This window comes from Parvibaculum sp., assembly GCF_035325945.1.
Classification (GTDB): Bacteria; Pseudomonadota; Alphaproteobacteria; order Parvibaculales; family Parvibaculaceae; genus Parvibaculum.
This window is the reverse complement of record NZ_DAOKYX010000001.1, coordinates 120,166-139,489: the sequence shown is the minus strand read 5'-3', so window position 1 is coordinate 139,489 and position 19,324 is coordinate 120,166. Positions and strand designations below refer to the sequence as shown.

General features: G+C 64.6%; 21 protein-coding genes and 1 pseudogene. 15 read left to right on the top strand and 7 right to left on the bottom strand.

From position 1 onward, the window contains the following. Positions 1-103 precede the first annotated feature (103 nt). The 9 genes and pseudogenes from PKA57_RS00700 (at position 104) to PKA57_RS00660 (ending at position 8,661) form a co-directional block, all read left to right on the top strand. Entirely contained in the window at positions 104-1,957 is a 1,854-nt protein-coding gene (locus tag PKA57_RS00700; protein WP_324296995.1) for a M3 family oligoendopeptidase, read from the top strand. Beyond that, positions 1,954-3,324 (top strand): AarF/UbiB family protein, encoded by a 1,371-nt coding sequence (locus tag PKA57_RS00695; RefSeq protein WP_324296994.1) that lies wholly within the window; start codon positions 1,954-1,956, stop codon positions 3,322-3,324. Before PKA57_RS00700 ends, PKA57_RS00695 begins: the two co-directional genes overlap by 4 nt. Before the next feature lie 12 nt (positions 3,325-3,336). Continuing rightward, positions 3,337-3,795: a PaaI family thioesterase gene (locus tag PKA57_RS00690; RefSeq protein ID WP_324296993.1), complete on the top strand. Its 459-nt coding sequence runs from the start codon at positions 3,337-3,339 to the stop codon at positions 3,793-3,795. Further along, complete coding sequence (locus tag PKA57_RS00685) at positions 3,792-4,775, top strand: alpha/beta hydrolase (RefSeq protein ID WP_324296992.1); 984 nt, start codon at positions 3,792-3,794, stop codon at positions 4,773-4,775. Before PKA57_RS00690 ends, PKA57_RS00685 begins: the two co-directional genes overlap by 4 nt. A gap of 162 nt (positions 4,776-4,937) precedes the next feature. Continuing rightward, positions 4,938-5,087 carry an aa3-type cytochrome c oxidase subunit IV gene (locus PKA57_RS00680; RefSeq protein ID WP_324296991.1) on the top strand — a complete coding sequence of 50 codons (150 nt, stop codon included), beginning with the start codon at positions 4,938-4,940 and terminating at the stop codon, positions 5,085-5,087. 132 nt (positions 5,088-5,219) lie between these two features. Continuing rightward, positions 5,220-6,353: a Re/Si-specific NAD(P)(+) transhydrogenase subunit alpha gene (locus tag PKA57_RS00675; RefSeq protein ID WP_324296990.1), complete on the top strand. Its 1,134-nt coding sequence runs from the start codon at positions 5,220-5,222 to the stop codon at positions 6,351-6,353. A 16-nt stretch (positions 6,354-6,369) separates the two neighbouring features. Then, positions 6,370-6,672 (top strand): annotated as a pseudogene (locus tag PKA57_RS00670) (proton-translocating transhydrogenase family protein); the annotation flags it as partial. A gap of 12 nt (positions 6,673-6,684) precedes the next feature. Beyond that, a complete protein-coding gene (locus PKA57_RS00665; protein WP_324296989.1) occupies positions 6,685-8,094 on the top strand; it encodes an NAD(P)(+) transhydrogenase (Re/Si-specific) subunit beta in 1,410 nt (469 codons plus the stop codon). A 93-nt stretch (positions 8,095-8,187) separates the two neighbouring features. Next, positions 8,188-8,661, top strand: a complete 474-nt coding sequence (locus PKA57_RS00660; protein WP_324296988.1) for an OsmC family protein — start codon at positions 8,188-8,190, stop codon at positions 8,659-8,661. Positions 8,662-8,805: 144 nt separating this feature from the next. Here PKA57_RS00660 and rpsU read toward each other — a convergent pair whose 3' ends face one another. Continuing rightward, positions 8,806-9,033 (bottom strand): 30S ribosomal protein S21, encoded by a 228-nt coding sequence (rpsU, locus tag PKA57_RS00655; RefSeq protein ID WP_324296987.1) that lies wholly within the window; start codon positions 9,031-9,033, stop codon positions 8,806-8,808. A gap of 164 nt (positions 9,034-9,197) precedes the next feature. Here rpsU and def point away from each other — a divergent pair, with 164 nt between their 5' ends. Both def and PKA57_RS00645 read left to right on the top strand, forming a co-directional pair. Then, entirely contained in the window at positions 9,198-9,782 is a 585-nt protein-coding gene (def, locus tag PKA57_RS00650) for a peptide deformylase (RefSeq protein ID WP_324296986.1), read from the top strand. Further along, on the top strand, positions 9,775-10,473 hold the full coding sequence (locus PKA57_RS00645; RefSeq protein ID WP_324296985.1) for a COQ9 family protein: 699 nt from the start codon (positions 9,775-9,777) through the stop codon (positions 10,471-10,473). The genes def and PKA57_RS00645 overlap by 8 nt, the downstream gene beginning before the upstream one ends. Here PKA57_RS00645 and PKA57_RS00640 read toward each other — a convergent pair. The 3 genes from PKA57_RS00640 to purE form a co-directional block, all read right to left on the bottom strand. Further along, on the bottom strand, positions 10,458-11,039 hold the full coding sequence (locus PKA57_RS00640; protein ID WP_324296984.1) for a PAS domain-containing protein: 582 nt from the start codon (positions 11,037-11,039) through the stop codon (positions 10,458-10,460). The genes PKA57_RS00645 and PKA57_RS00640 overlap by 16 nt on opposite strands. Before the next feature lie 171 nt (positions 11,040-11,210). After that, the gene (locus PKA57_RS00635) at positions 11,211-12,314 is read right to left on the bottom strand and encodes a 5-(carboxyamino)imidazole ribonucleotide synthase (RefSeq protein ID WP_324296983.1); all 1,104 of its coding nucleotides are present in this window, start codon (positions 12,312-12,314) and stop codon (positions 11,211-11,213) included. Position 12,315: 1 nt separating this feature from the next. After that, complete coding sequence (gene purE, locus PKA57_RS00630; protein WP_324296982.1) at positions 12,316-12,807, bottom strand: 5-(carboxyamino)imidazole ribonucleotide mutase; 492 nt, start codon at positions 12,805-12,807, stop codon at positions 12,316-12,318. A 327-nt stretch (positions 12,808-13,134) separates the two neighbouring features. Here purE and PKA57_RS00625 point away from each other — a divergent pair, with 327 nt between their 5' ends. Continuing rightward, entirely contained in the window at positions 13,135-13,782 is a 648-nt protein-coding gene (locus PKA57_RS00625; RefSeq protein WP_324296981.1) for a GGDEF domain-containing protein, read from the top strand. 3 nt (positions 13,783-13,785) lie between these two features. Here PKA57_RS00625 and PKA57_RS00620 read toward each other — a convergent pair whose 3' ends face one another. Further along, positions 13,786-13,992, bottom strand: coding sequence for a DUF465 domain-containing protein (locus PKA57_RS00620; protein WP_324296980.1), 207 nt, complete (start codon positions 13,990-13,992; stop codon positions 13,786-13,788). A gap of 129 nt (positions 13,993-14,121) precedes the next feature. On the opposite strand from PKA57_RS00620, the gene PKA57_RS00615 reads away from it, so the two are divergent. Next, a complete protein-coding gene (locus tag PKA57_RS00615; protein ID WP_324296979.1) occupies positions 14,122-14,619 on the top strand; it encodes a TIGR02444 family protein in 498 nt (165 codons plus the stop codon). On the opposite strand, the gene PKA57_RS00610 is transcribed toward PKA57_RS00615, so the two are convergent. Further along, a complete protein-coding gene (locus PKA57_RS00610; RefSeq protein ID WP_324296978.1) occupies positions 14,620-15,240 on the bottom strand; it encodes a UbiX family flavin prenyltransferase in 621 nt (206 codons plus the stop codon). 110 nt (positions 15,241-15,350) lie between these two features. On the opposite strand from PKA57_RS00610, the gene PKA57_RS00605 reads away from it, so the two are divergent. Beyond that, positions 15,351-15,530, top strand: a complete 180-nt coding sequence (locus PKA57_RS00605) for a DUF465 domain-containing protein (RefSeq protein WP_324296977.1) — start codon at positions 15,351-15,353, stop codon at positions 15,528-15,530. Positions 15,531-15,659: 129 nt separating this feature from the next. On the opposite strand, the gene PKA57_RS00600 is transcribed toward PKA57_RS00605, so the two are convergent. Continuing rightward, positions 15,660-17,288 (bottom strand): acyl-CoA synthetase, encoded by a 1,629-nt coding sequence (locus tag PKA57_RS00600; RefSeq protein WP_324296976.1) that lies wholly within the window; start codon positions 17,286-17,288, stop codon positions 15,660-15,662. Positions 17,289-17,447: 159 nt separating this feature from the next. Here PKA57_RS00600 and PKA57_RS00595 point away from each other — a divergent pair. Next, positions 17,448-19,324 (top strand): propionyl-CoA synthetase (locus tag PKA57_RS00595; RefSeq protein ID WP_324296975.1); only part of this gene is annotated, 1,877 nt, incomplete at its 3' end.

Below are 19,324 nucleotides of genomic sequence, written 5' to 3'. Positions count from 1 at the left end.
GCGGAAACGCCGGGGCTTCTGCTTTTTGGAGGGGGGGCCGGTTGATTGGCGCCGGTCCACGCGCGATATAGGGCTGAGCACCCCCGAATTGCGGAGCCCGCCCATGCCGTTCGTCCCTCGCAATGTTACGTCCGCCCCTCGCGCCGCCCTGGCGGAGGCCGCGGCCGCACCGCAGGCCGCGCTCGGCGAATTGCCGGTGTGGGACCTCAGCGATCTCTATTCCTCTCCTGACGCACCGGAAATCGGCCGAGATCTCTTGCGTGCGGCCGAGACGGCGCGGAGCTTCGCCGAGCGCTATCGCGGCAAGCTCGATCAGCTCGTTCGCGGGGCAAATGGCGGCGAAGCGCTCGCGGAGGCGATCCGCACCTATGAGGCGCTGGAGGACATTCTCGGCCGGGTCATGTCCTATGCGGGGCTTCTCTATGCGACCGACAATACAAATCCGGTCCATGCGAAGTTCTATGGCGACATGCAGGAGCGCGTGACGCGGATTTCGACGGATCTGCTCTTCTTCGCGCTGGAACTCAACCGCCTCGACGAGGCGGTGCTTTCATCCGCGATCGAGGAGCCCGGCCTTTCGCACTATCAGCCCTGGCTGCGCGACTTGCGCGACATGCGGCCCTATCAGCTCGCGGACGATCTCGAAACCTTGCTGCACGAAAAGAGCGTGTCCGGTCGCGCGGCCTGGAATCGCCTATTCGACGAGACGCTTTCGCGCCTCACCTTCAATGTCGATGGCAAAATGCTGACGGTGGAAGCCGCGCTCAACCTGCTGTCCGACAAGGCCCCAGCCCGGCGAAAGTCCGCGGCCGAGGCACTGGCGAAGACCTTCTCCGAGAATATCGCCACCTTCACCCTCGTCACCAACACGCTCGCAAAGGACAAGGAGATCGAGGATCGCTGGCGCGGCTTCAAGGACATCGCCGATGCGCGCCACATCGCCAATCGCGTCGAGGCCGAAGTCGTGGCGGCGCTGGTCGATGCGGTGCAGCGTTCCTATCCCGAACTCTCCCATCGCTATTACCGGCTGAAGGCCCGCTGGCTCGGGCTCGAGCGCCTCGAATATTGGGACCGCAACGCGCCGCTGCCGGAGACGGATGACCGCATCGTCACCTGGGCCGAAGCGAAGGAGACGGTGCTTTCGGCCTATCGCGGCTTCGCGCCCGACATGGCCGATATCGCCAATCGCTTTTTCGACAGGAGCTGGATCGATGCGCCGCTCCGCCCCGGCAAGGCGACGGGCGCCTTCGCGCACCCGACCGTGCCGAGTTCGCATCCTTTCGTGCTCGTCAATTATCAGGGCAAGACGCGCGATGTGATGACGCTTGCGCACGAGCTTGGACATGGGGTGCATCAGGTGCTCGCCGCCCGTCAGGGCGCGCTCATGGCCGACACGCCGCTGACGCTCGCCGAGACGGCAAGCGTGTTCGGCGAAATGCTGACCTTCCGCAAGCTGCTGGCGAACACATCCGACCCGAGGCGCCGCAAGGCCATGATCGCGGCGAAGGTCGAGGACATGCTCAACACCGTCGTGCGCCAGATCGCCTTCTACACATTCGAGCGGCGCCTTCACTCCGCGCGGCGCGAGGGAGAGCTGACCGCCGCCGATATCGGCCGCATATGGCTCGACGTGCAGGCCGAAAGCCTCGGCCCTGCCTTTCATTTCGCCGAAGGCTACGAGACGTATTGGTGCTACATCTCGCACTTCATCCACGCGCCCTTCTATGTCTATGCCTATGCGTTCGGCGACTGTCTCGTGAACTCGCTTTATGCCGTCTATGAGCAGGCGCAGGAAGGTTTCGCCGACCGCTATCTCGCCATGCTCGCCGCCGGCGGCACGCTGCGCCACAAGGAGCTGCTCGCGCCCTTCGGCCTCGATGCGAGCAAGCCGGATTTCTGGGACAAGGGACTTTCCGTCATCCGTGGACTGATCGACGAGCTGGAGCGGATGGAGTGAGCGGTCGCGAACCCGACGATGAAGCCAACCGGCTCGGGCGGCGCGTGAAGCGCTACGCCCAGGTGGGGGCGGGTGTCGGCGGGCTCGCCGCGAAATTTGCCGGACAGCGCCTCCTCGGCATGACGCCGGACAATGATCGCACGGCGCGCGAACTCAAGGTGGCGCTGGGCGGGCTCAAGGGGCCGATCATGAAGGTCGCCCAGATGCTCGCGACCGTCCCCGATGTGGTGCCGGCGGAATTCGCCGTCGAACTCGCCGAGCTTCAATCCTCTGCGCCGCCCATGGGCTGGCCCTTCGTCCGGCGGCGCATGCGTGCCGAACTCGGGGCAGGGTGGGAGAGCCGCTTCCACGCGTTCGAGCGCGAGGCCGCCGCCGCCGCCTCGCTTGGGCAGGTGCATCGCGCGACCGGCCCCGACGGGCGGAAGCTCGCCGTGAAGCTTCAATATCCCGACATGCAGTCGGCGGTCGATGCTGACCTCAACCAGCTCGGCATCGTCTTCTCGATCCATCGCCGCATCGACCCGGCCATCGACACACGCGAAATCTATGCCGAGATCCGCGAGCGACTTCGCGAGGAACTCGACTATGCGCGCGAGGCCGCGCATATCCGCCTTTATGCCGCGATCTTCGCCAGCGAGCCCCGCATCGCCGTGCCGGAGGTGATCGAGGAGCTTTCGACGAGGCGCCTTCTCACGATGAGCTGGCTCGAGGGCGAGCCGCTGCTGAATTTCCGCGATCATCCGCTCGATGAGCGCAACCGGATCGCTGAAGCCATGTTCGCCGCCTGGTGGTTCCCCTTCAGCCATTACGGCGTCATTCATGGCGATCCGCATCTCGGCAACTACACGGTGCGGCGCGACCTCGGCATCAATCTCCTCGACTATGGCTGCATCCGCATCTTTCCGGCGAGTTTCGTGGAAGGCGTGGTGGAGCTTTATCGCGCGCTCGAGGCGGAGGATCGCGACCGGGCGGCGGCGGCCTATGCGCGCTGGGGCTTCGGCACGCTTTCGAACGAACTCATCGACGTGCTCAACGTCTGGGCGAGGTTCATCTATGCGCCGATGCTCGACGACAGGGTGCGCTCGGTCGCCGATGGCGTGAGCGCCGCCGAATATGGCCGCAAGGAGGCGTTCCGCGTCCATCAGGCGCTGAGGAAGCTCGGGCCGGTGACGCCGCCGCGCGAATTCGTCTTCATGGACCGGGCGGCGATCGGGCTTGGCGGGGTCTTCCTGCATCTCGGCGCGGAACTCAATTTCCACCGGCTCTTCAACGAAACCATCGAGAATTTCGATGCCGCACGCCTTGATAAGCGTCAGAGCGCCGCGTTAAAGAAGGCCGGAGTACCCAAGCCGCAATGGCGCGCCTGATCGAGTATCAAGATGACCGACGACCTTCTCGAAGAATCCTCCATTTCCCTCCCCGACGGCTATGCGCCGATGAACTGGTTCAGCGGCTTCGGGCGGCAGATCGGGCCGCTCTACGAGAAGATCGGCGCCGATGGCAGCTATGCCCGCGCCTTTTTCGTTCAGGAGCATCACACGAACGGCATGGGCAACTGCCATGGCGGCATGCTGATGGCGTTTGCCGACATGGCTTTCGGCCATGCGGTGACGATGACGACGCATCGCTACTGGGTGACCGTGCGCCTGCTGACCGATTTCATGTCCGCCGCAAGGGTGGGCGAATGGATCGAGGGCACGGGCGTGGTGACCGGAATGGAAGATGATTTCATCACCGTTCAGGGGCGCATCTGGTGCGGAGATCGCGTTATCATGACGGGGACCGGCGTGTTCAAGGCGCTGGGGGACAGGCCCGCCAAGGTGGAGCGACCGGGATGAACGAACCCTTCGACAAGGAGCCGGATCCGGAACTCGGACCGTTCATCGACACGCCGCCGCGCTGGTTCGAGCGCGCGCTGGCCGTCGAGCCGGAGAGCCGCTTCGTCAAGGTCGAAGGTACGGACGTTCACTATCTCCACTGGGGCGACCCGTCGAAGCCGGGCCTCCTTCTCGTGCATGGCAATGGCGCGCATGCGCGCTGGTGGTCCTTCATCGCGCCCTTCCTCGCCCGTGAATATTCGGTGGCGGCGATCGACATTTCCGGCATGGGAGATTCGGGCTGGCGCGACAGCTATTCGCTCGAGGTCTTCGCCGAAGAGCAGATGGCCGTCTGCGAACATGCGGGCTTCTTCCGTAATGACGAGCCGCCGATCATCGTCGGCCATTCCTTTGGCGGCTTCGTCACCATCGTCACGGGCTCGCTCTATGGCGATCGCCTCTCCGGCACGGTGATCGTCGACAGCCCGGTCAATCCGCCCGGACGGCCGAGCGGTCCGCCCGATCATGTGGTGAGGCAGCACCGTATCTACCCGACCATCGAGGCCGCGCTCGACCGCTTCCGTCTTGCACCGCCTCAGCCCTGCGCCAACCGCTATATCCTCGATTACATCGGGCGCCATTCGCTCAAGCAGGTGCCGAATCCCGATGGCGGTACGGGCTGGACGTGGAAATTCGATCCCGCGATCTGGCAGCGCTTCGACATCGGCGACATGAGCGCGCGCCTTGCCGCCACGCGCTGCCGCATCGCCATCATGCGCGGCGAGTTTTCGGGCCTCGTGCCGCCGGAAATCGGCGACTACATGTTCACGCTGCTCGGCCGCGCCGCGCCCGTCGTCGAGATCCCGCTCGCCCATCACCACATCATGCTCGACCAGCCGCTCGCCTTCGTGGCGGCGCTGCGGACGCTGCTCGTCGATTGGGAGCACTCCAAGCCGTCGCGCCGCGGCGAGCTCATCGCGCGCGTGCCCTTTGCGATCTGAAGGCGGCCGGTTCACGCCGGATGTGGCCGCCTATTCAATTTTGGGCAGGTCATTTCCCGATTCGCGTGTGGATTGAGGCCGTTCCCGACCTTGCCGTCAGCCCGCTCTTTGTTATAGTCCGCCCAAATTACGCCACATGAATTTACGGTAAGGGGCAGGAAAATGGCTCAGGAAATAACCCGGTCGGAGTGGAACGCGAATATGGACGCGGAAGATCACGTCGCGACCTATCAGGGCTTCCTCAGCGGCGCCAAATGGTCCGTTGCCATCCTCATCGTCGTGCTGGTCGGCATGGCGATCTTCCTTCTCTGACCCCGTCGTTCAGGCGGTTTCGAAGCATGCGGGTTGACAGACAGCCCGCATGAAATACCTTTGAACAATTCTAATCTAGCGTAGGTGGCGGGTATCGCCCTCCGCCAACGCCATCGGACAGGCAGAATCCACATGAAACTCGCGATCCCAAGAGAGCGGCAGGACGGCGAGACGCGGGTCGCGGCTTCCCCCGAAACCGTGAAGAAGCTCGTCGCGCTCGGTGTTGATGTAACGGTCGAAAGCGGAGCAGGCGCCCTGGCGAACTTCTCCGATGCGGCCTTCCAGGAGGCGGGCGCCAAAATCGCGTCGAGCGAGGCGGAGGCCCTGAAGGACGCCGACATCGTCTTCAAGGTGCGCAGCCCCCTCGACGAGGAAATCGGCCTCTTCAAGAAGGGCGCGCTGCTGGCGGCGATCCTCAATCCCTATGGCGACCGTGCGCGCATCCAGAAATATGCGGATGCGGGCATCGAAGCTTTCGCGATGGAGTTCATGCCGCGCATCACGCGCGCGCAGTCGATGGACGTTCTGTCCTCGCAGTCGAACCTCGCGGGCTACAAGGCGGTCATCAACGCCGCGGCGGCCTTCACGCGCGCCATGCCGATGATGATGACGGCGGCCGGCACCATCGCGCCCGCCCGTACCTTCATCATGGGTGTCGGCGTCGCCGGCCTTCAGGCCATCGCGACGGCGAAGCGCCTCGGCTGCATCGTCTCTGCGACCGACGTGCGCTCGACGACGAAGGAGCAGGTCGAAAGCCTCGGCGGCACCTTCGTGATGGTGGAATCGGAAGAATCGGGCGATGCCGCGGGCGGCTACGCCAAGGAGATGAGCGAGGATTACAAGCGCCGTCAGGCCGAGCTTGTCGCCGAGCACATCAAGAAGCAGGACATCGTCATCACGACGGCGCTCATTCCGGGCCGTCCCGCGCCGGTTCTCGTCACCGAGGACATGGTGAAGACGATGAAGCCGGGCTCGATCATCGTCGATCTGGCGGCGGAGCGCGGCGGCAACTGCCCGCTCACCGAAGCCGGCAAGACCGTGCAGAAGCATGGCGTGACGATCATCGGCGAACTCAACGTGGCCGGTCAGCTTTCGGTCGACTCGTCCGCGCTCTATGCCAAGAACCTTCTGAATTTCATCACGCCCCTGATCGACAAGGAAACGAAGTCGCTCAACATCAACTGGGAAGATGAGATCATCACCGGCACCTGCCTGACCAAGGACGGGCAGGTCGTTCATCCGTCATTGCGCGAGGGAGGAAACTGAGATGGAAGCCGCAGTCATTGACCCCATCGTCTTCCGGCTCGCGATCTTCGTGCTCGCGATCTTCGTCGGCTACTACGTGGTCTGGAGCGTGACGCCCGCGCTTCACACGCCGCTCATGTCGGTCACCAACGCCATTTCGTCGGTCATCATCGTCGGCGCGCTCATCGCCGTCGGTATCGACCTCACGCAGGCGGGCGAAGGCGGCTGGCTCACCACGGGCCTCGGCTTCGTCTCCGTGATCCTGGCCGCCGTCAACATTTTCGGCGGGTTCCTGGTCACGCAACGCATGCTCGCCATGTACAAGAAAAAAGATCGCTGAGGGGCCACGCACATGTCAGCCAATATTTCGGCCCTGCTTTATCTCGTCTCGGGCGTCCTCTTCATCCTGGCGCTGCGCGGCCTGTCATCGCCTGAAACCTCCCGTCAGGGTAACCGCTATGGCATGATCGGCATGACGATCGCCATCGTGACCACGCTGGCCCTGCTTCAGGCGCAGAACCAGATGACCTGGGCGCTCGTCATCGTCGGCATCATCATCGGTGGCGGCATCGGCGCGGTCGTCGCCCGCCGCATCGCCATGACCGCGATGCCGCAGCTCGTCGCCTTCTTCCACTCGCTGGTCGGCCTTGCCGCCGTGCTCGTCGCCTGGGCGGCCTTCTTCTCGCCCACGGCCTATGGCATCGGCGCGCCCGGCGCCATCCATGCGGGCAACCTCGTCGAGATGTCGCTCGGCGTCGCCATCGGCGCGATCACCTTCTCGGGCTCGATCATCGCCTTCGCGAAGCTCAACGGAAACATGTCGGGCGCCCCGATCCTGCTTCCGGGCCGCCATCTCATCAACGCGCTGCTCGCGGCGCTCATCGTCGGCGGCGTTGCCTATATCGTCGCCGATCCCGCGAACCAGTCCACCGAACTCTTCCTGGCGATCACGCTGATCTCCTTCGTGTTCGGCTTCCTCATCATCATCCCGATCGGCGGCGCGGACATGCCCGTCGTCGTGTCGATGCTGAACTCCTATTCGGGCTGGGCGGCTGCCGGCATCGGCTTCACGCTGGGCAACCTCGCGCTCATCATCACGGGCGCGCTGGTCGGCTCGTCGGGCGCCATCCTCAGCTACATCATGTGCAAGGGCATGAACCGCTCCTTCATCAGCGTCATCCTCGGCGGCTTCGGCGCCGATACGTCGGCGGCTGCGGCCGGCGGCAAGGTCGAGACGCGCCCGGTGAAGCAGGGCTCGGCCGACGACGCGGCCTTCATCATGAAGAATGCGGGCTCGGTCATCATCGTCCCCGGCTACGGCATGGCGGTCTCCCAGGCGCAGCACGCGCTGAAGGAAATGGCCGACCACCTGAAGAAGGAAGGCGTCAAGGTTTCCTACGCCATTCACCCGGTCGCGGGCCGCATGCCCGGCCACATGAACGTGCTGCTGGCGGAAGCGAACGTGCCTTACGATGAAGTCTTCGAGCTTGAGGACATCAACAACCAGTTCGCGCAGGCCGACGTCGCCTTCGTCATCGGCGCCAACGACGTGACCAACCCTTCGGCCAAGACCGACCCGACGAGCCCGATCTTCGGCATGCCGGTTCTCGACGTCGAAAAGGCGCGCACGGTTCTCTTCGTGAAGCGCGGCATGGCGTCGGGTTACGCGGGCGTGGAGAACGAGCTGTTCTTCCGCGACAACACGATGATGCTCTTCGCCGACGCGAAGAAGATGGTCGAGGACATCATCAAGGCGCTTTGATCCGCTGTTGACGGACAATCACGCGGGCGGCGCTTCATCCGGAGCGCCGCCCGTTTTCGTTTCGGGCATCCGCGACCAACGATGGAGACTGAAATGGCAGGCAGAGAACATCGCTACGACGTGACCGTGACCTGGGAGGGCAATCTCGGGGAGGGCACGACCGGCTATCGCGCCTATAGCCGCGCGCATGAGATCTCGGCGCCGGGAAAGCCTGCGATCCCCGGATCGGCGGAGCCGAAATTCCGTGGCGATGCGGCGCGTTGGAATCCCGAAGAGCTTCTCGTCGCCTCGATTTCGGCCTGTCACAAGCTCTGGTATCTGCATCTCTGCGCCGAGGCGGGCGTCGTCGTTACGGCCTATAGCGATGCGGCCGAAGGCATCATGATGGAAGGGGCGGGCGGGAGCGGCCGCTTCACCGGCGTCACCCTGCGCCCGCATGTCACCATTGCGGCGGGCTCCGATCGCGAGAAGGCGCTGGCGCTCCACCACAAGGCGCATGAAATGTGCTTCATCGCCAATTCCGTCAATTTCCCGGTCGCGATCGAACCGGAAGCTACGGTCGAGTAGGGCGACATTCCGTAAGTCGCCATTCCGCGCCCGTCATGCCGGGCTCGACCCGGCATCCATCTTCTCAGGCAGAGTGGGGCCGCGCGCGCAAACGAAAACGCCCCCGAAATCGGGGGCGTTGTCGCTTCGGCCAATGCCGGAAACTTACATGGAGCGCGGCTTCGCCACGACGCCGCTTTCGCGCTGGGCGCGCTTGCGCGCGAGCTTGCGGGCGCGGCGGATGGCTTCCGCCTTCTCGCGGGCGCGCTTCTCGGAGGGCTTCTCGTAGAAGTTGCGGAGCTTCATTTCGCGGAAAACGCCTTCGCGCTGCAGCTTCTTCTTCAGCGCCTTCATGGCCTGGTCGACGTTATTATCGCGAACGAGTACCTGCACGACGAAATCCTATCTGGATTCAATGGTTTATAGGCGGCAGGCCCAGCCGTGCCGCTGACGAGGTGCTTATCTATCAAACGAATCGCGCCTTGTCCACACCAAGCCCTTGAAAAGACGGCGCACGGGCGGTTGCCCGGGCGTCTTTTCGACCTCATATTCTGCCCATGTCCATTTTGAAGATCGCCCGCATGGGCCACCCCGTTCTGTCCCGGATAGCCGAGCCGGTCGCCGATCCGAACGCGCCCGGGATCCGCAGCCTCGTCGCCGACATGATCGAAACCATGATCGACGCGAATGGCGCGGGACTTGCCGCGCCGCAGGTCCATGTGCCGAAGCGCATCGTCGTCTTCCAGGCGCCGCCCGAGCGCATGCCGGAAGGGCTCGAGGGCGAGGAGGCCTATGACCACACGGCGGCGCTCACCGTGCTCATCAATCCCGAGATCGAAATCCTGACGAGCGAGATGGAGTCCGGCTGGGAAGGCTGCCTCTCCGTGCCGGGCCTCAGAGGGCTCGTGCCGCGCTATACGGAGCTTCGCTATAGCGGCTTCGGCCTCGATGGAAAACGCATCGAGCGGCGCGCCAGAGGCTTCCATGCCCGCGTCGTGCAGCATGAATGCGATCACCTCGACGGCATCCTCTATCCACAGCGGATGACGGATCTCCGAAACCTCATTTTCGAGACGGAGGCCAGGGCCTGGACGGCCGCACGGATGCAGGCCGGGGCCGATAAGGAGAAAGCAGATGCCTGATCGTGCACACGGCAAGCCATTGCCCGGCTCCACGGACCGCCAACATGACGATCATGTCGATGCCTTCCGCGCGCGCATCCTCGCCGCCGCGCTTCCCAACGTCGCCTTCGACGGCTGGACGACGCGGCTCATGCGCGAGGCGGCGGACGCCGCCGGCCTGACGCATGGCGAGATGCGGCTTGCCTTTCCCGGCGGCATTCTCGATCTCGTCGATTATTTTCTCGCCGATGGCGACCGCCGGATGGAGGAGGCGCTGTCGCGGCGCGATCTCGGGGCGCTGAAGATTCGCGAGCGCATCACGGCCGCCGTGCGCATGCGGATCGAGGTCGATCTCGCCCATCGCGAGGCCGTCCGTCGCGCCGTCACGCTGCTCTCGCTGCCTCTCTCGGGCACGACGGGCCCGCGCGCGCTCTACCGCACGGTCGATACGATCTGGCGCGCGATCGGCGACCGCTCGACCGATTTCAACTTCTACACGAAGCGGGCGACGCTCGCGGGCGTCTATTCGGCGGTCACGCTCTACTGGTTCGCGGATCAGTCGGAGGATTTCGCCAATACATGGGCGTTTCTCGACAAGCGCATCGAGGATGTGATGCAGATCGAGAAGGCGAAGGCGAGCCTGCGCAAGGCGGGCGAGTGGCTGCCCGATCCGCTCGGCCTCATCGGCCGGTTGCGTTACGGACGCGGCTGATCGCCTGCCGGCGTTCCGAAGCCGAGGTCGATCCAGATCACATCGTTGATGGTTTCCGCGATCAGCGACAGATCGAGCGGGTGCGTGTATTCGATGACATCCTCGGGCGCATGGACGGAGATCACGCGCGGATAGGCGCCCGCAGGCGGCCGCAGCGGCAGATAGAGGCTCTCGATCGCCGTCACCCGCCCTGAGGAGTAGGTATTCACATAGCGCAGATGCAGGCCGCAGGGCCGATGGAAGATTTCGAGCAGATCCCGGCCAGCCTGCTGGCGAAGGCCCGTGGCGACGAGATCGAGGACATTCGTGCCCGTCGGGTCGTGCCCCATGCGCTCTGCGATGCCGGTGCCTGCGAGCCTGTAGATCACGACATCCGGGGAGCGGATTTCGTGAATGGCCGTATCGGGGAGGCAGCGCGCAATCTCGGTGGGGCGGAAGTCGCTGGCATTGGGCAGGCCGCCCGCTGCCGGAAGGCTGGACCAGTAATTGAAAAGGGTCGTGAGCGTCGCCGAGCGGGGCTGCGGCGTCGTGCATGTCTTGCCGGGGGACGGCGCAATGCTTTGCATCAGATGATGCGCTGCATCCCCGGATGCAGCTTTAGCGGCCGCTATCGTCATCGCTCTCGTCCCTGCACGTCCCCGGCGCACTGAAGATGCGCTCCCGGATCGAACTCTCCCCAAGGATCATCGTCCTCGATGGTTAACGAGCGGTAACCTCGTTTGGCAGTTCGGGGGCGGTCAGGCTTCCGGCGAGGGGCGCTTTCCCAGCGGATAGAGGCGGTTGGCATGGCCCATCTTGCGGCCGGGGCGGGCCTCGTCCTTGCCGTAGAGATGGATCGCCACCCCGGCTTCGCGGGCGAGATCCGGCCAGGCGTTCACATCCTCACCGATGAGGTTCGTCATCACCGCATCCGAATGGCGCGCCGGGTCGCCGAGCGGCCAGCCGCAGATCGCGCGAATGTGCTGCTCGAACTGGCTGACGAGGCAGGCATCCATTGTCCAGTGGCCCGAGTTGTGGACGCGAGGCGCGATCTCGTTGACGAGAATTCGGGGGCCTGCTCCCGCCGGCAGCACGAACATCTCGACGCCCATTACGCCGACATAATCAAGCTCGGCCGCGATGCGGCCGGCGATCGCGCCTGCTTCCGCCGCAAGCCCGGGCTCGATCGAGGCAGGGGCGAAGGTGCGGTCGAGAATGTGGTTCTTGTGCAGATTTTCGACCGGATCGTAGGCGGCCGTATGGCCGTCGAGCCCGCGCGCGACGATCACGGAGATTTCGCGCTCGAAGGGGACAAAGCCTTCGAGAATGGCGGGCGCGCAGGCGATGGCGTCATGGGCGCGGCGCGCATCGGCGGCATCGCGGATCGTGACTTGCCCCTTGCCGTCATAGCCGAAGCGCCTCGTCTTGAGGATCGCGGGCGTGCCGATGGCCGCAAGCGCCGCCTCGAGCGCGTCGAGGGAGCTCACATCCGCGAAGGGCGCTGTGGGAATGCCATGCGAGGCGAGAAAGGTCTTTTCGACGAAGCGGTCCTGCGCCGTCGCGAGCGCCCGCGCGCCGGGCCGCACCGGCGCGTGCTCGCCGAGGATGCGGGCCGTCTCGGCGGGCACGTTCTCGAATTCATAGGTCACCACATCGACGCTGGCGGCAAAGCGCGCCAGCGCCTCTGCGTCCTCATAGGCCGCGCGTGTCGCCGCCGCCGCGACATGCGTGGCGGGTGCGTCCTCGTCAGGGCAGTAGATGTGGCAGGTAAAGCCAAGCTCCGCCGCGGCCGATGCCAGCATGCGTCCGAGCTGCCCGCCGCCCAGAATACCGATCCGTCCGCCAGGTGCTATTGCCGACAATCTATTCGTCCACGGGTATGTCGCCGACCGAACTGGTCAGTTCGGCGCGGTATTGATCGAGGCGTCTGGCGAGTTCCGCGTCGGAAAGCGCGAGCACGGCGGCGGCGAGAAGGGCGGCGTTCTTCGCGCCCGCATCGCCGATCGCGAGCGTGCCGACGGGAATGCCGCCCGGCATCTGCACGATGGAGAGAAGGCTGTCCTGACCGTGGAGCGATCTCGTCTGGATCGGCACGCCGAACACGGGAAGCGGCGTCATCGAGGCGGTCATGCCGGGCAGATGGGCCGCGCCGCCCGCGCCGGCGATGATGACCTTGAGGCCGCGGTCGCGGGCCGTCGTCGCATATTCGACGAGACGATGCGGTGTCCGGTGCGCCGAGACGATGCGGACCTCATGGGCGACGCCCAGCAGGTCGAGCATTTCGGCGGCGTGTTTCATGGTCCGCCAATCCGATTGGCTGCCCATGATGATGCCGACAAGTGCGCGCGCTGCCATTTGCCTTCCGATGTCCCATTGGAGCCGGGCCATGCCTGGCCTCGTCGTGAGGCCGGTCCGGCGCGGAAAGCGAGGGAGTATAGGCGTCCCGTCCCGCTTGGCAAGCCGGGTTCCGGCTGCGCGCCCCGGGGCCGGACGATTCGCGGTCAGTGGCGTTTTGAGGCGAACAGTGGCATCTTCTGATTCGGTCTGGCGGGATGCTCAGGCCGCGGACCGTGGGGGATCGGCGCAGAACGTTCCGGTCGACGATGAATGAAGGTCGGTGACAGCAGGCCGCTCGGGGGGGCGCCCCTTCAGGCGGCGCGTGAGCGCGGAGAGGCGGCCGGAGTGTCCAAAGCGACGGCCGGGCGCACGATCACGGATGCCGTGAGCTTCATGGGCATTCCCGAGGCGGAACTGACGCCGAGCGTCCGCGATGCCCTCATGTCCCTGCTCGGCGAGGTCGACCGGCTGCGCCGCGAAATGGACAAGGTCCGCAAACGCCTGCGGGATGCCGAAGATCTGGCCGACCGCGATCCGCTCCTTCCCGTTCTCAACAGGCGCGCCTTCGTGCGCGAGCTTGCGCGCGTCATCGCCTATGCGCGGCGCTACAACGAGCCGGCGGGGCTTGCCTATTTCGACATCGACAATTTCAAGCAGGTGAATGACACCTGGGGCCATGCGGCGGGCGACGCGGCGCTGGAACACCTCACGCGGCTCCTCGCTGAGCATGTGCGCGAAACGGACATCATCGGCCGCATGGGCGGTGACGAATTTGCGGTCATCCTTGCCCGGACGGATGAGAAGACCGCGGAGTCGAAGGCGCGCGCTCTCTCGATCCTCATGCGCGAGAAGCCGCTCGTCGTCGATGGCGTCGAGATCAGCCTGTCGATCTCCTTCGGCGCCATCGCCTTCATGGGCGATGAGGACCCGCAGGACGCGCTCGCGCGGGCTGACCGGGCCATGTACCGCGCCAAGCACGGGATGCAGCAATAGATCTCAGGCTATGATGTCGGGGAAGAGCAGATCGTCGATTTCGTGGATGCGGTCGCGCAGATAGAGCTTGCGCTTCTTGAGCCGTTTGATCTGCAGATGATCGGGCAGCGGCGAGCCTTCCAGCGCCAGAATGGCGCTGTCGAGATCGCGATGTTCTTCCTTGAGTTGCGCCAGACGCTGCCGCAGCTCCTGCTCTTCCTGTTCGGTCATGGCCGCCCGATCGTGAGAGCGCGAACCGGCCGCAAGGGCGGTCCCGCATCCATCGTTTTTAATGGTGGCGGCATCGGCGGGCAAGGGCAAGCGGGGGATAATGCCGCAGCGCAAGGAGGCTGTAGCGGAATGGGAAAGATGGCGGACGACTTCTGGGATTTTTCCCTCGCCCTCTATGCCCGGCCGGGCGTGGAGCAGGCGCTTCTCGCCCTTCAGGATGAAGAGGGGTTGGATGTGAATCTCATCCTCTTCTGCCTTTATGCAGGCGCGCGCGGAAGGCCGCTCGACGGAGGCGCGCTCGGGACCATGCGGGGCATTGGCGCCGGATGGGGGCAGGGGGTCATCGCGCCGCTTCGCGCCGCGCGCCGGGCGCTCAAGCCGCTCGCCGAAGGAGATGCGGCGGCTGCCTGCCTGCGCGCCGAGGTGAAGCGGCTGGAGCTTGCCGCGGAAAAGGAGATGCAGGTGAGGCTCGAGGCACTGCTTGCCGGGGCGACGCTCGTGCCGCCCGGCCGCGGGCTTGCCGAGCGCAATCTCGCGGCCTGGCTGGAGAGCGAGGGAAAGGCGTCCGCCGGGCGATGCGGCGAGAGGCTGGCGCAGGTGCTCGACGCCTGTTTCGGCGCCGCCTGACTATTCCTGCGGCTTCTTGCCGGGCCGCACGGGCGCGCGCCTGCCGCTCCTGATGTCCTCGCCCCAGCGTCGCGTCTCGTCCGCCTCGATGCCGAAGAGATCGAGCGCGCGGCAGACCGTCTGCGTAACGATGTCGTCGATGGTTTTCGGCTCGGCATAAAAGGCGGGAACGGGCGGCGCGATGATGGCGCCGACTTCGGACAGATGCGTCATGGTCCGCAAATGCCCGGTGTGAAGCGGCGTCTCGCGCACCATGAGCACGAGGCGGCGGCGTTCCTTGAGCATGACATCGGCCGCGCGTGTGAGCAGATTGGAGGTCACGCCCGTCGCGACTTCCGACATGGTGCGGATGGAGCAGGGCGCGACGATCATGCCGAGCGTTCTGAACGAGCCCGATGCGATCGCGGCGCCGACATCGGCAAGCTGGTAGCGCGTATGCGCCAGCGCCTCGACCTCGCCGGGTGTGCGGCCCGTCTCATAGCCGAGCGTCATCTCGGCCGCTTTCGTCATCACGAGATGCGTTTCGATTTCGAGCGCGCGGAGAATTTCGAGAAGACGCACACCGTAGATAACGCCGGAGGCGCCAGAAATTCCCACAATGAGGCGTTTCGTTTCAGCCATGATTATGACATTTACCGTCTCTTCGCCGTCTTTGCGATAGGGGTTCGACAAGCTGTCAAAAAAGAGTCATCCTTTTCGGGTTACCCACCCCAACGAAAGGTAGGTAAGGGATGGCACTGGAGTCGCATATTGCCGAACTTCGTGATCGGCATAGGACCCTGGAACGGGAAATCGAACAGGAACTGCTCCACCCTTCAAGCGATGATCTCCGAATTGCCGAGCTTAAAAAGCAGAAGCTCCGCCTCAAGGAACAAATAGAGAGGCTTTCAGGCCGAAAATCCGCAGCCTGACGAACTCATCTGAATAAGCTCTGATCCGAGACAGCGCCGGGCAACGAAGCCCGGCGCTTTGTATTTTGGGGAACGGAAACGAGTTTCGTCATGGCTCGGCTCTCCACCTCCGCCTCGTCGCGCGGCCGTTCAGAGCTTTTGCGCCATTTCCCGCAGCTTGAATTTCTGGATCTTGCCCGTCGAGGTTTTGGGCAGTTCGGTGAACACGACTGTCTTCGGGCATTTGAAATGCGCGAGATTGGCGCGGCAATAGGCGATGATCTCGGCTTCCGTCTGCGCGGCGCCGCGTTTCAGCGTGATGAAGGCGCAAGGCGTCTCGCCCCATTTCTCGTCCGGCCGCGCCACCACCGCAGCTTCCAGAATGTCGGGATGCTTGTAGAGCACGTCCTCGACCTCGATCGAGGAGATGTTCTCGCCGCCCGAGATGATGATGTCTTTCGAGCGGTCCTTGATCTGGATGTAATTGTCCGGATGCCAGACGCCGAGATCGCCGGAATGGAACCAGCCGCCCTCGAACGCCTCGGCCGTCGCCTTCGGGTTCTTGAGATAGCCCTTCATCACCACATTGCCGCGGAACATCACCTCGCCCATGGTTTCGCCGTCGCGCGGCACTTCCTCCATGGTTTCCGGGTCGCGCACGGAAAGCCCTTCGAGCACGGGATAGTTGACGCCCTGCCGCGCCTTCACCTGCGCGCGTGCATCGGTTTCGAGCTCGTCCCATTCCTCGTGCCAGGCATTGACGACAGCGGGACCGTAGGTCTCGGTCAGACCATAGACATGGATGACATTGAAGCCCTGATCCTCGAGCCGCTTGATGGTCGCGGCGGGCGGCGGGGCGGCGGCTGCAAAATAATGCACCGTGTTCGGAAGTTTCTTCTTCTCCTCGTCGGTCGCGTTGATGAGGAAGCCCATGACCGTCGGCGCGCCGCCCATATGGGTGACGCCATGAGCCTCGATCGCCTCGTATATGTTTCCGGCGGCGACGCGCCGCAGGCAGACATGCGTGCCCGCGATGACGCTCATCGACCAGGTGAAGATCCAGCCATTGCAATGGAACATCGGCACCGTCCACAGATAGACGGATTTGTCCGTCATGCCCGCGGTGACGACATTGCCCATGGCGAGGAGATAGGCGCCGCGATGGTGATAGACGACGCCCTTGGGATTGCCCGTCGTGCCGGACGTGTAGTTGAGGCTGATCGCCTGCCACTCATCGGCCGGAAGCTGCCAGTTGAATTCGGGATCGCCCGTGGCGAGCAGCTCTTCATATTCGATCGCGCCGATCCTCTCGCCTGCGCCGTCATATTCGGGATCGTCCATATCTACGACGAAGGGCTTGACCTTCGCATGCGTGAGCGCGCCTTCGGCGAGTGCCGAGAATTCACGGTCGACGAAAAGCGCCTTCGCGCCGCCATGATCGAGCATGAAGCCGATGATGGGCGCATCGAGTCTGATGTTCATCGTGTTGAGCACGGCGCCGATCATCGGCACGGCGTAGTGGAGTTCGAGCATGGCGGGGGTGTTGGGCGCGATGACGGCGACCGTGTCGCCGAGCCCGATGCCCCGCTCCGAGAGCGCCGAGGCGAGGCGGCGGCAGCGCGCGTAGAACTCCCCATAGTTGCGCCGCAAGCTGCCATGAATGACGGCGATTTTTCCGGGGTAGACTTCCGCCGCGCGCTTGAGAAAGCTCAAGGGGCTCAGCGGCTGATGGTTCGCCGGATTCTTGTCGAGATCGAGTTCATAAGGATTCGTCGTCATTGGTCCCTCTTGGCGGCTTGCGTGCCGCGAATTCGGGCATCACGGTAATGAACGCAGCGCATGGCGACAAGCGCCGCCGGGGAGCCTGCTTGCGGGCTTGCAAAGCGCGCAATGTCTTGAAACAGTCACCGCCAAACGAACAAGAACAAGGAGGCCGGCATGGGGCTTTATCGCGAAACCTATGAGCGCTGGAAGGCGTCGCCCGAAGCGTTCTGGGCCGAGGCCGCGCGAGAGATCGACTGGTCGAAGCCGTGGGACAAGGTGCTAGCGCAGGAGGGCGATTTCTCGCGCTGGTTCGAGGGCGCGACATGCAACACCTGCTGGAACGCGCTCGACCGCCATGTCGAAGGCGGGCGCGGCGAGCAGCTTGCGCTCATTCACGACAGCGCCATGACGGGCAAGGTGAAGCGCTTCACCTATCGCGAACTGCGCGACAAGGTCGCGACCTTTGCGGGCGTGCTGCAACGCCACGGAATCGGAAAAGGCGACCGCGTCATTCTCTACATGCCGATGGTGCCGCAGGCCGTCGTCGCCATGCTCGCCTGTGCGCGCCTCGGCGCCATCCATTCGGTCGTCTTCGGCGGCTTTGCCGCGAAGGAGCTGGCGACGCGCATCGACGATGCGAGGCCGAAGCTCATCGTCTCCGCCTCATGCGGTCTCGAGCCCGGCCGCACCATCGCCTACAAGCCGCTGCTCGATCAGGCGATCGAGCTTTCGGCGCACAAGCCCGAAGCGTGCATCATCGTTCAGCGCGCGGAGCTGGAAGCCCCTCTCGTGCCCGGCCGTGATTTCGACTGGAAGGACGAGATGGAGAAGGCGCGCGCCGCTGGCGCGGCACCGGCCTGCGTCCCCGTTGCCGCGACTGATCCGCTCTATGTGCTCTACACCTCCGGCACCACGGGCAAGCCCAAGGGCGTCGTGCGCGACAATGGCGGGCACATGGTCGCCCTCAAATGGTCGATGAAGAATGTCTATGGCGTCGATCCGGGCGACGTCTTCTGGGCCGCGTCCGATGTGGGCTGGGTCGTCGGCCATTCCTACATCGTCTATGGGCCGCTCCTGCATGGCTGCACGACGATCCTCTTCGAGGGAAAGCCGGTCGGCACGCCTGATGCGGGCACCTATTGGCGCGTCATCGCCGATCACGGCGTCAAGGCGCTCTTCACCGCGCCGACTGCCTTCCGCGCGATCAAGAAGGAAGACCCGGCCGCCGATCTGGTGAAGAAATATGACCTGTCGAAATTCGAGCTTCTGTTCCTCGCCGGCGAGCGCGGCGATCCCGATACGATCCAGTGGGCCGAGCGCGCGCTGGGCGTGCCGGTGATCGATCATTGGTGGCAGACGGAATCCGGCTGGCCGATGGTCGCAAATCCGATGGGGCTCGAAAGGCTGCCCGTCAAATACGGTTCGCCCACAGTCGCGATGCCGGGCTACGAAATCCAGGTCGTCGATGAGGCCGCGAAGCCCGTGCCCGCGAACACGACGGGCGCCATCGTCGTCAAGCTGCCCCTGCCGCCGGGCTGCCTGCCGACGCTCTGGAACAATGACGAGGGCTTCCGCAATTCCTACCTTGCCGACTATCCCGGTTACTACAAGACCGCCGATGCGGGCTATCTCGACGAGGACGGCTATCTCTATGTGATGAGCCGCACCGACGACATCATCAATGTCGCGGGTCATCGCCTCTCGACGGGCGGCATGGAGGAAGTGCTGGCGGGCCACCCGGACGTTGCCGAATGCGCCGTCATCGGTGTCGCGGACGCGCTGAAGGGGCAGGTGCCGGTGGGCTTCCTCGTCGTCAACAAGGGGGTGAACCGCCCGGCCGAGGAGATCGAGAAGGAAGCTGTGGCGCTGGTGCGCGAGAAGATCGGTCCTGTCGCCGCGTTCAAGACCGCTCTTGTCGTGCAGCGCCTGCCCAAGACGCGCTCGGGCAAGATCCTGCGCGGCACCATGCGCAAGATCGCGGATGGCGAGGCATGGAGCATGCCGGCGACGATCGACGACCCGGTGATCCTCGAGGAAATCGGCGAGGCGCT

Excerpts from the sequence above, each read along its gene's own strand:
- PKA57_RS00700 (WP_324296995.1), top strand. The coding sequence starts at position 104 with ATGCCGTTCGTCCCTCGCAATGTTACGTCCGCCCCTCGCGCCGCCCTG.
- PKA57_RS00690 (WP_324296993.1), top strand. The coding sequence starts at position 3,337 with ATGACCGACGACCTTCTCGAAGAATCCTCCATTTCCCTCCCCGACGGC.
- PKA57_RS00685 (WP_324296992.1), top strand. The coding sequence starts at position 3,792 with ATGAACGAACCCTTCGACAAGGAGCCGGATCCGGAACTCGGACCGTTC.
- PKA57_RS00680 (WP_324296991.1), top strand. The coding sequence starts at position 4,938 with ATGGCTCAGGAAATAACCCGGTCGGAGTGGAACGCGAATATGGACGCG.
- PKA57_RS00675 (WP_324296990.1), top strand. The coding sequence starts at position 5,220 with ATGAAACTCGCGATCCCAAGAGAGCGGCAGGACGGCGAGACGCGGGTC.
- PKA57_RS00665 (WP_324296989.1), top strand. The coding sequence starts at position 6,685 with ATGTCAGCCAATATTTCGGCCCTGCTTTATCTCGTCTCGGGCGTCCTC.
- PKA57_RS00660 (WP_324296988.1), top strand. The coding sequence starts at position 8,188 with ATGGCAGGCAGAGAACATCGCTACGACGTGACCGTGACCTGGGAGGGC.
- def (WP_324296986.1), top strand. The coding sequence starts at position 9,198 with ATGTCCATTTTGAAGATCGCCCGCATGGGCCACCCCGTTCTGTCCCGG.
- PKA57_RS00645 (WP_324296985.1), top strand. The coding sequence starts at position 9,775 with ATGCCTGATCGTGCACACGGCAAGCCATTGCCCGGCTCCACGGACCGC.
- PKA57_RS00640 (WP_324296984.1), bottom strand. The coding sequence starts at position 11,039 with ATGCAAAGCATTGCGCCGTCCCCCGGCAAGACATGCACGACGCCGCAG.
- purE (WP_324296982.1), bottom strand. The coding sequence starts at position 12,807 with ATGGCAGCGCGCGCACTTGTCGGCATCATCATGGGCAGCCAATCGGAT.
- PKA57_RS00620 (WP_324296980.1), bottom strand. The coding sequence starts at position 13,992 with ATGACCGAACAGGAAGAGCAGGAGCTGCGGCAGCGTCTGGCGCAACTC.
- PKA57_RS00615 (WP_324296979.1), top strand. The coding sequence starts at position 14,122 with ATGGGAAAGATGGCGGACGACTTCTGGGATTTTTCCCTCGCCCTCTAT.
- PKA57_RS00610 (WP_324296978.1), bottom strand. The coding sequence starts at position 15,240 with ATGGCTGAAACGAAACGCCTCATTGTGGGAATTTCTGGCGCCTCCGGC.
- PKA57_RS00605 (WP_324296977.1), top strand. The coding sequence starts at position 15,351 with ATGGCACTGGAGTCGCATATTGCCGAACTTCGTGATCGGCATAGGACC.
- PKA57_RS00600 (WP_324296976.1), bottom strand. The coding sequence starts at position 17,288 with ATGACGACGAATCCTTATGAACTCGATCTCGACAAGAATCCGGCGAAC.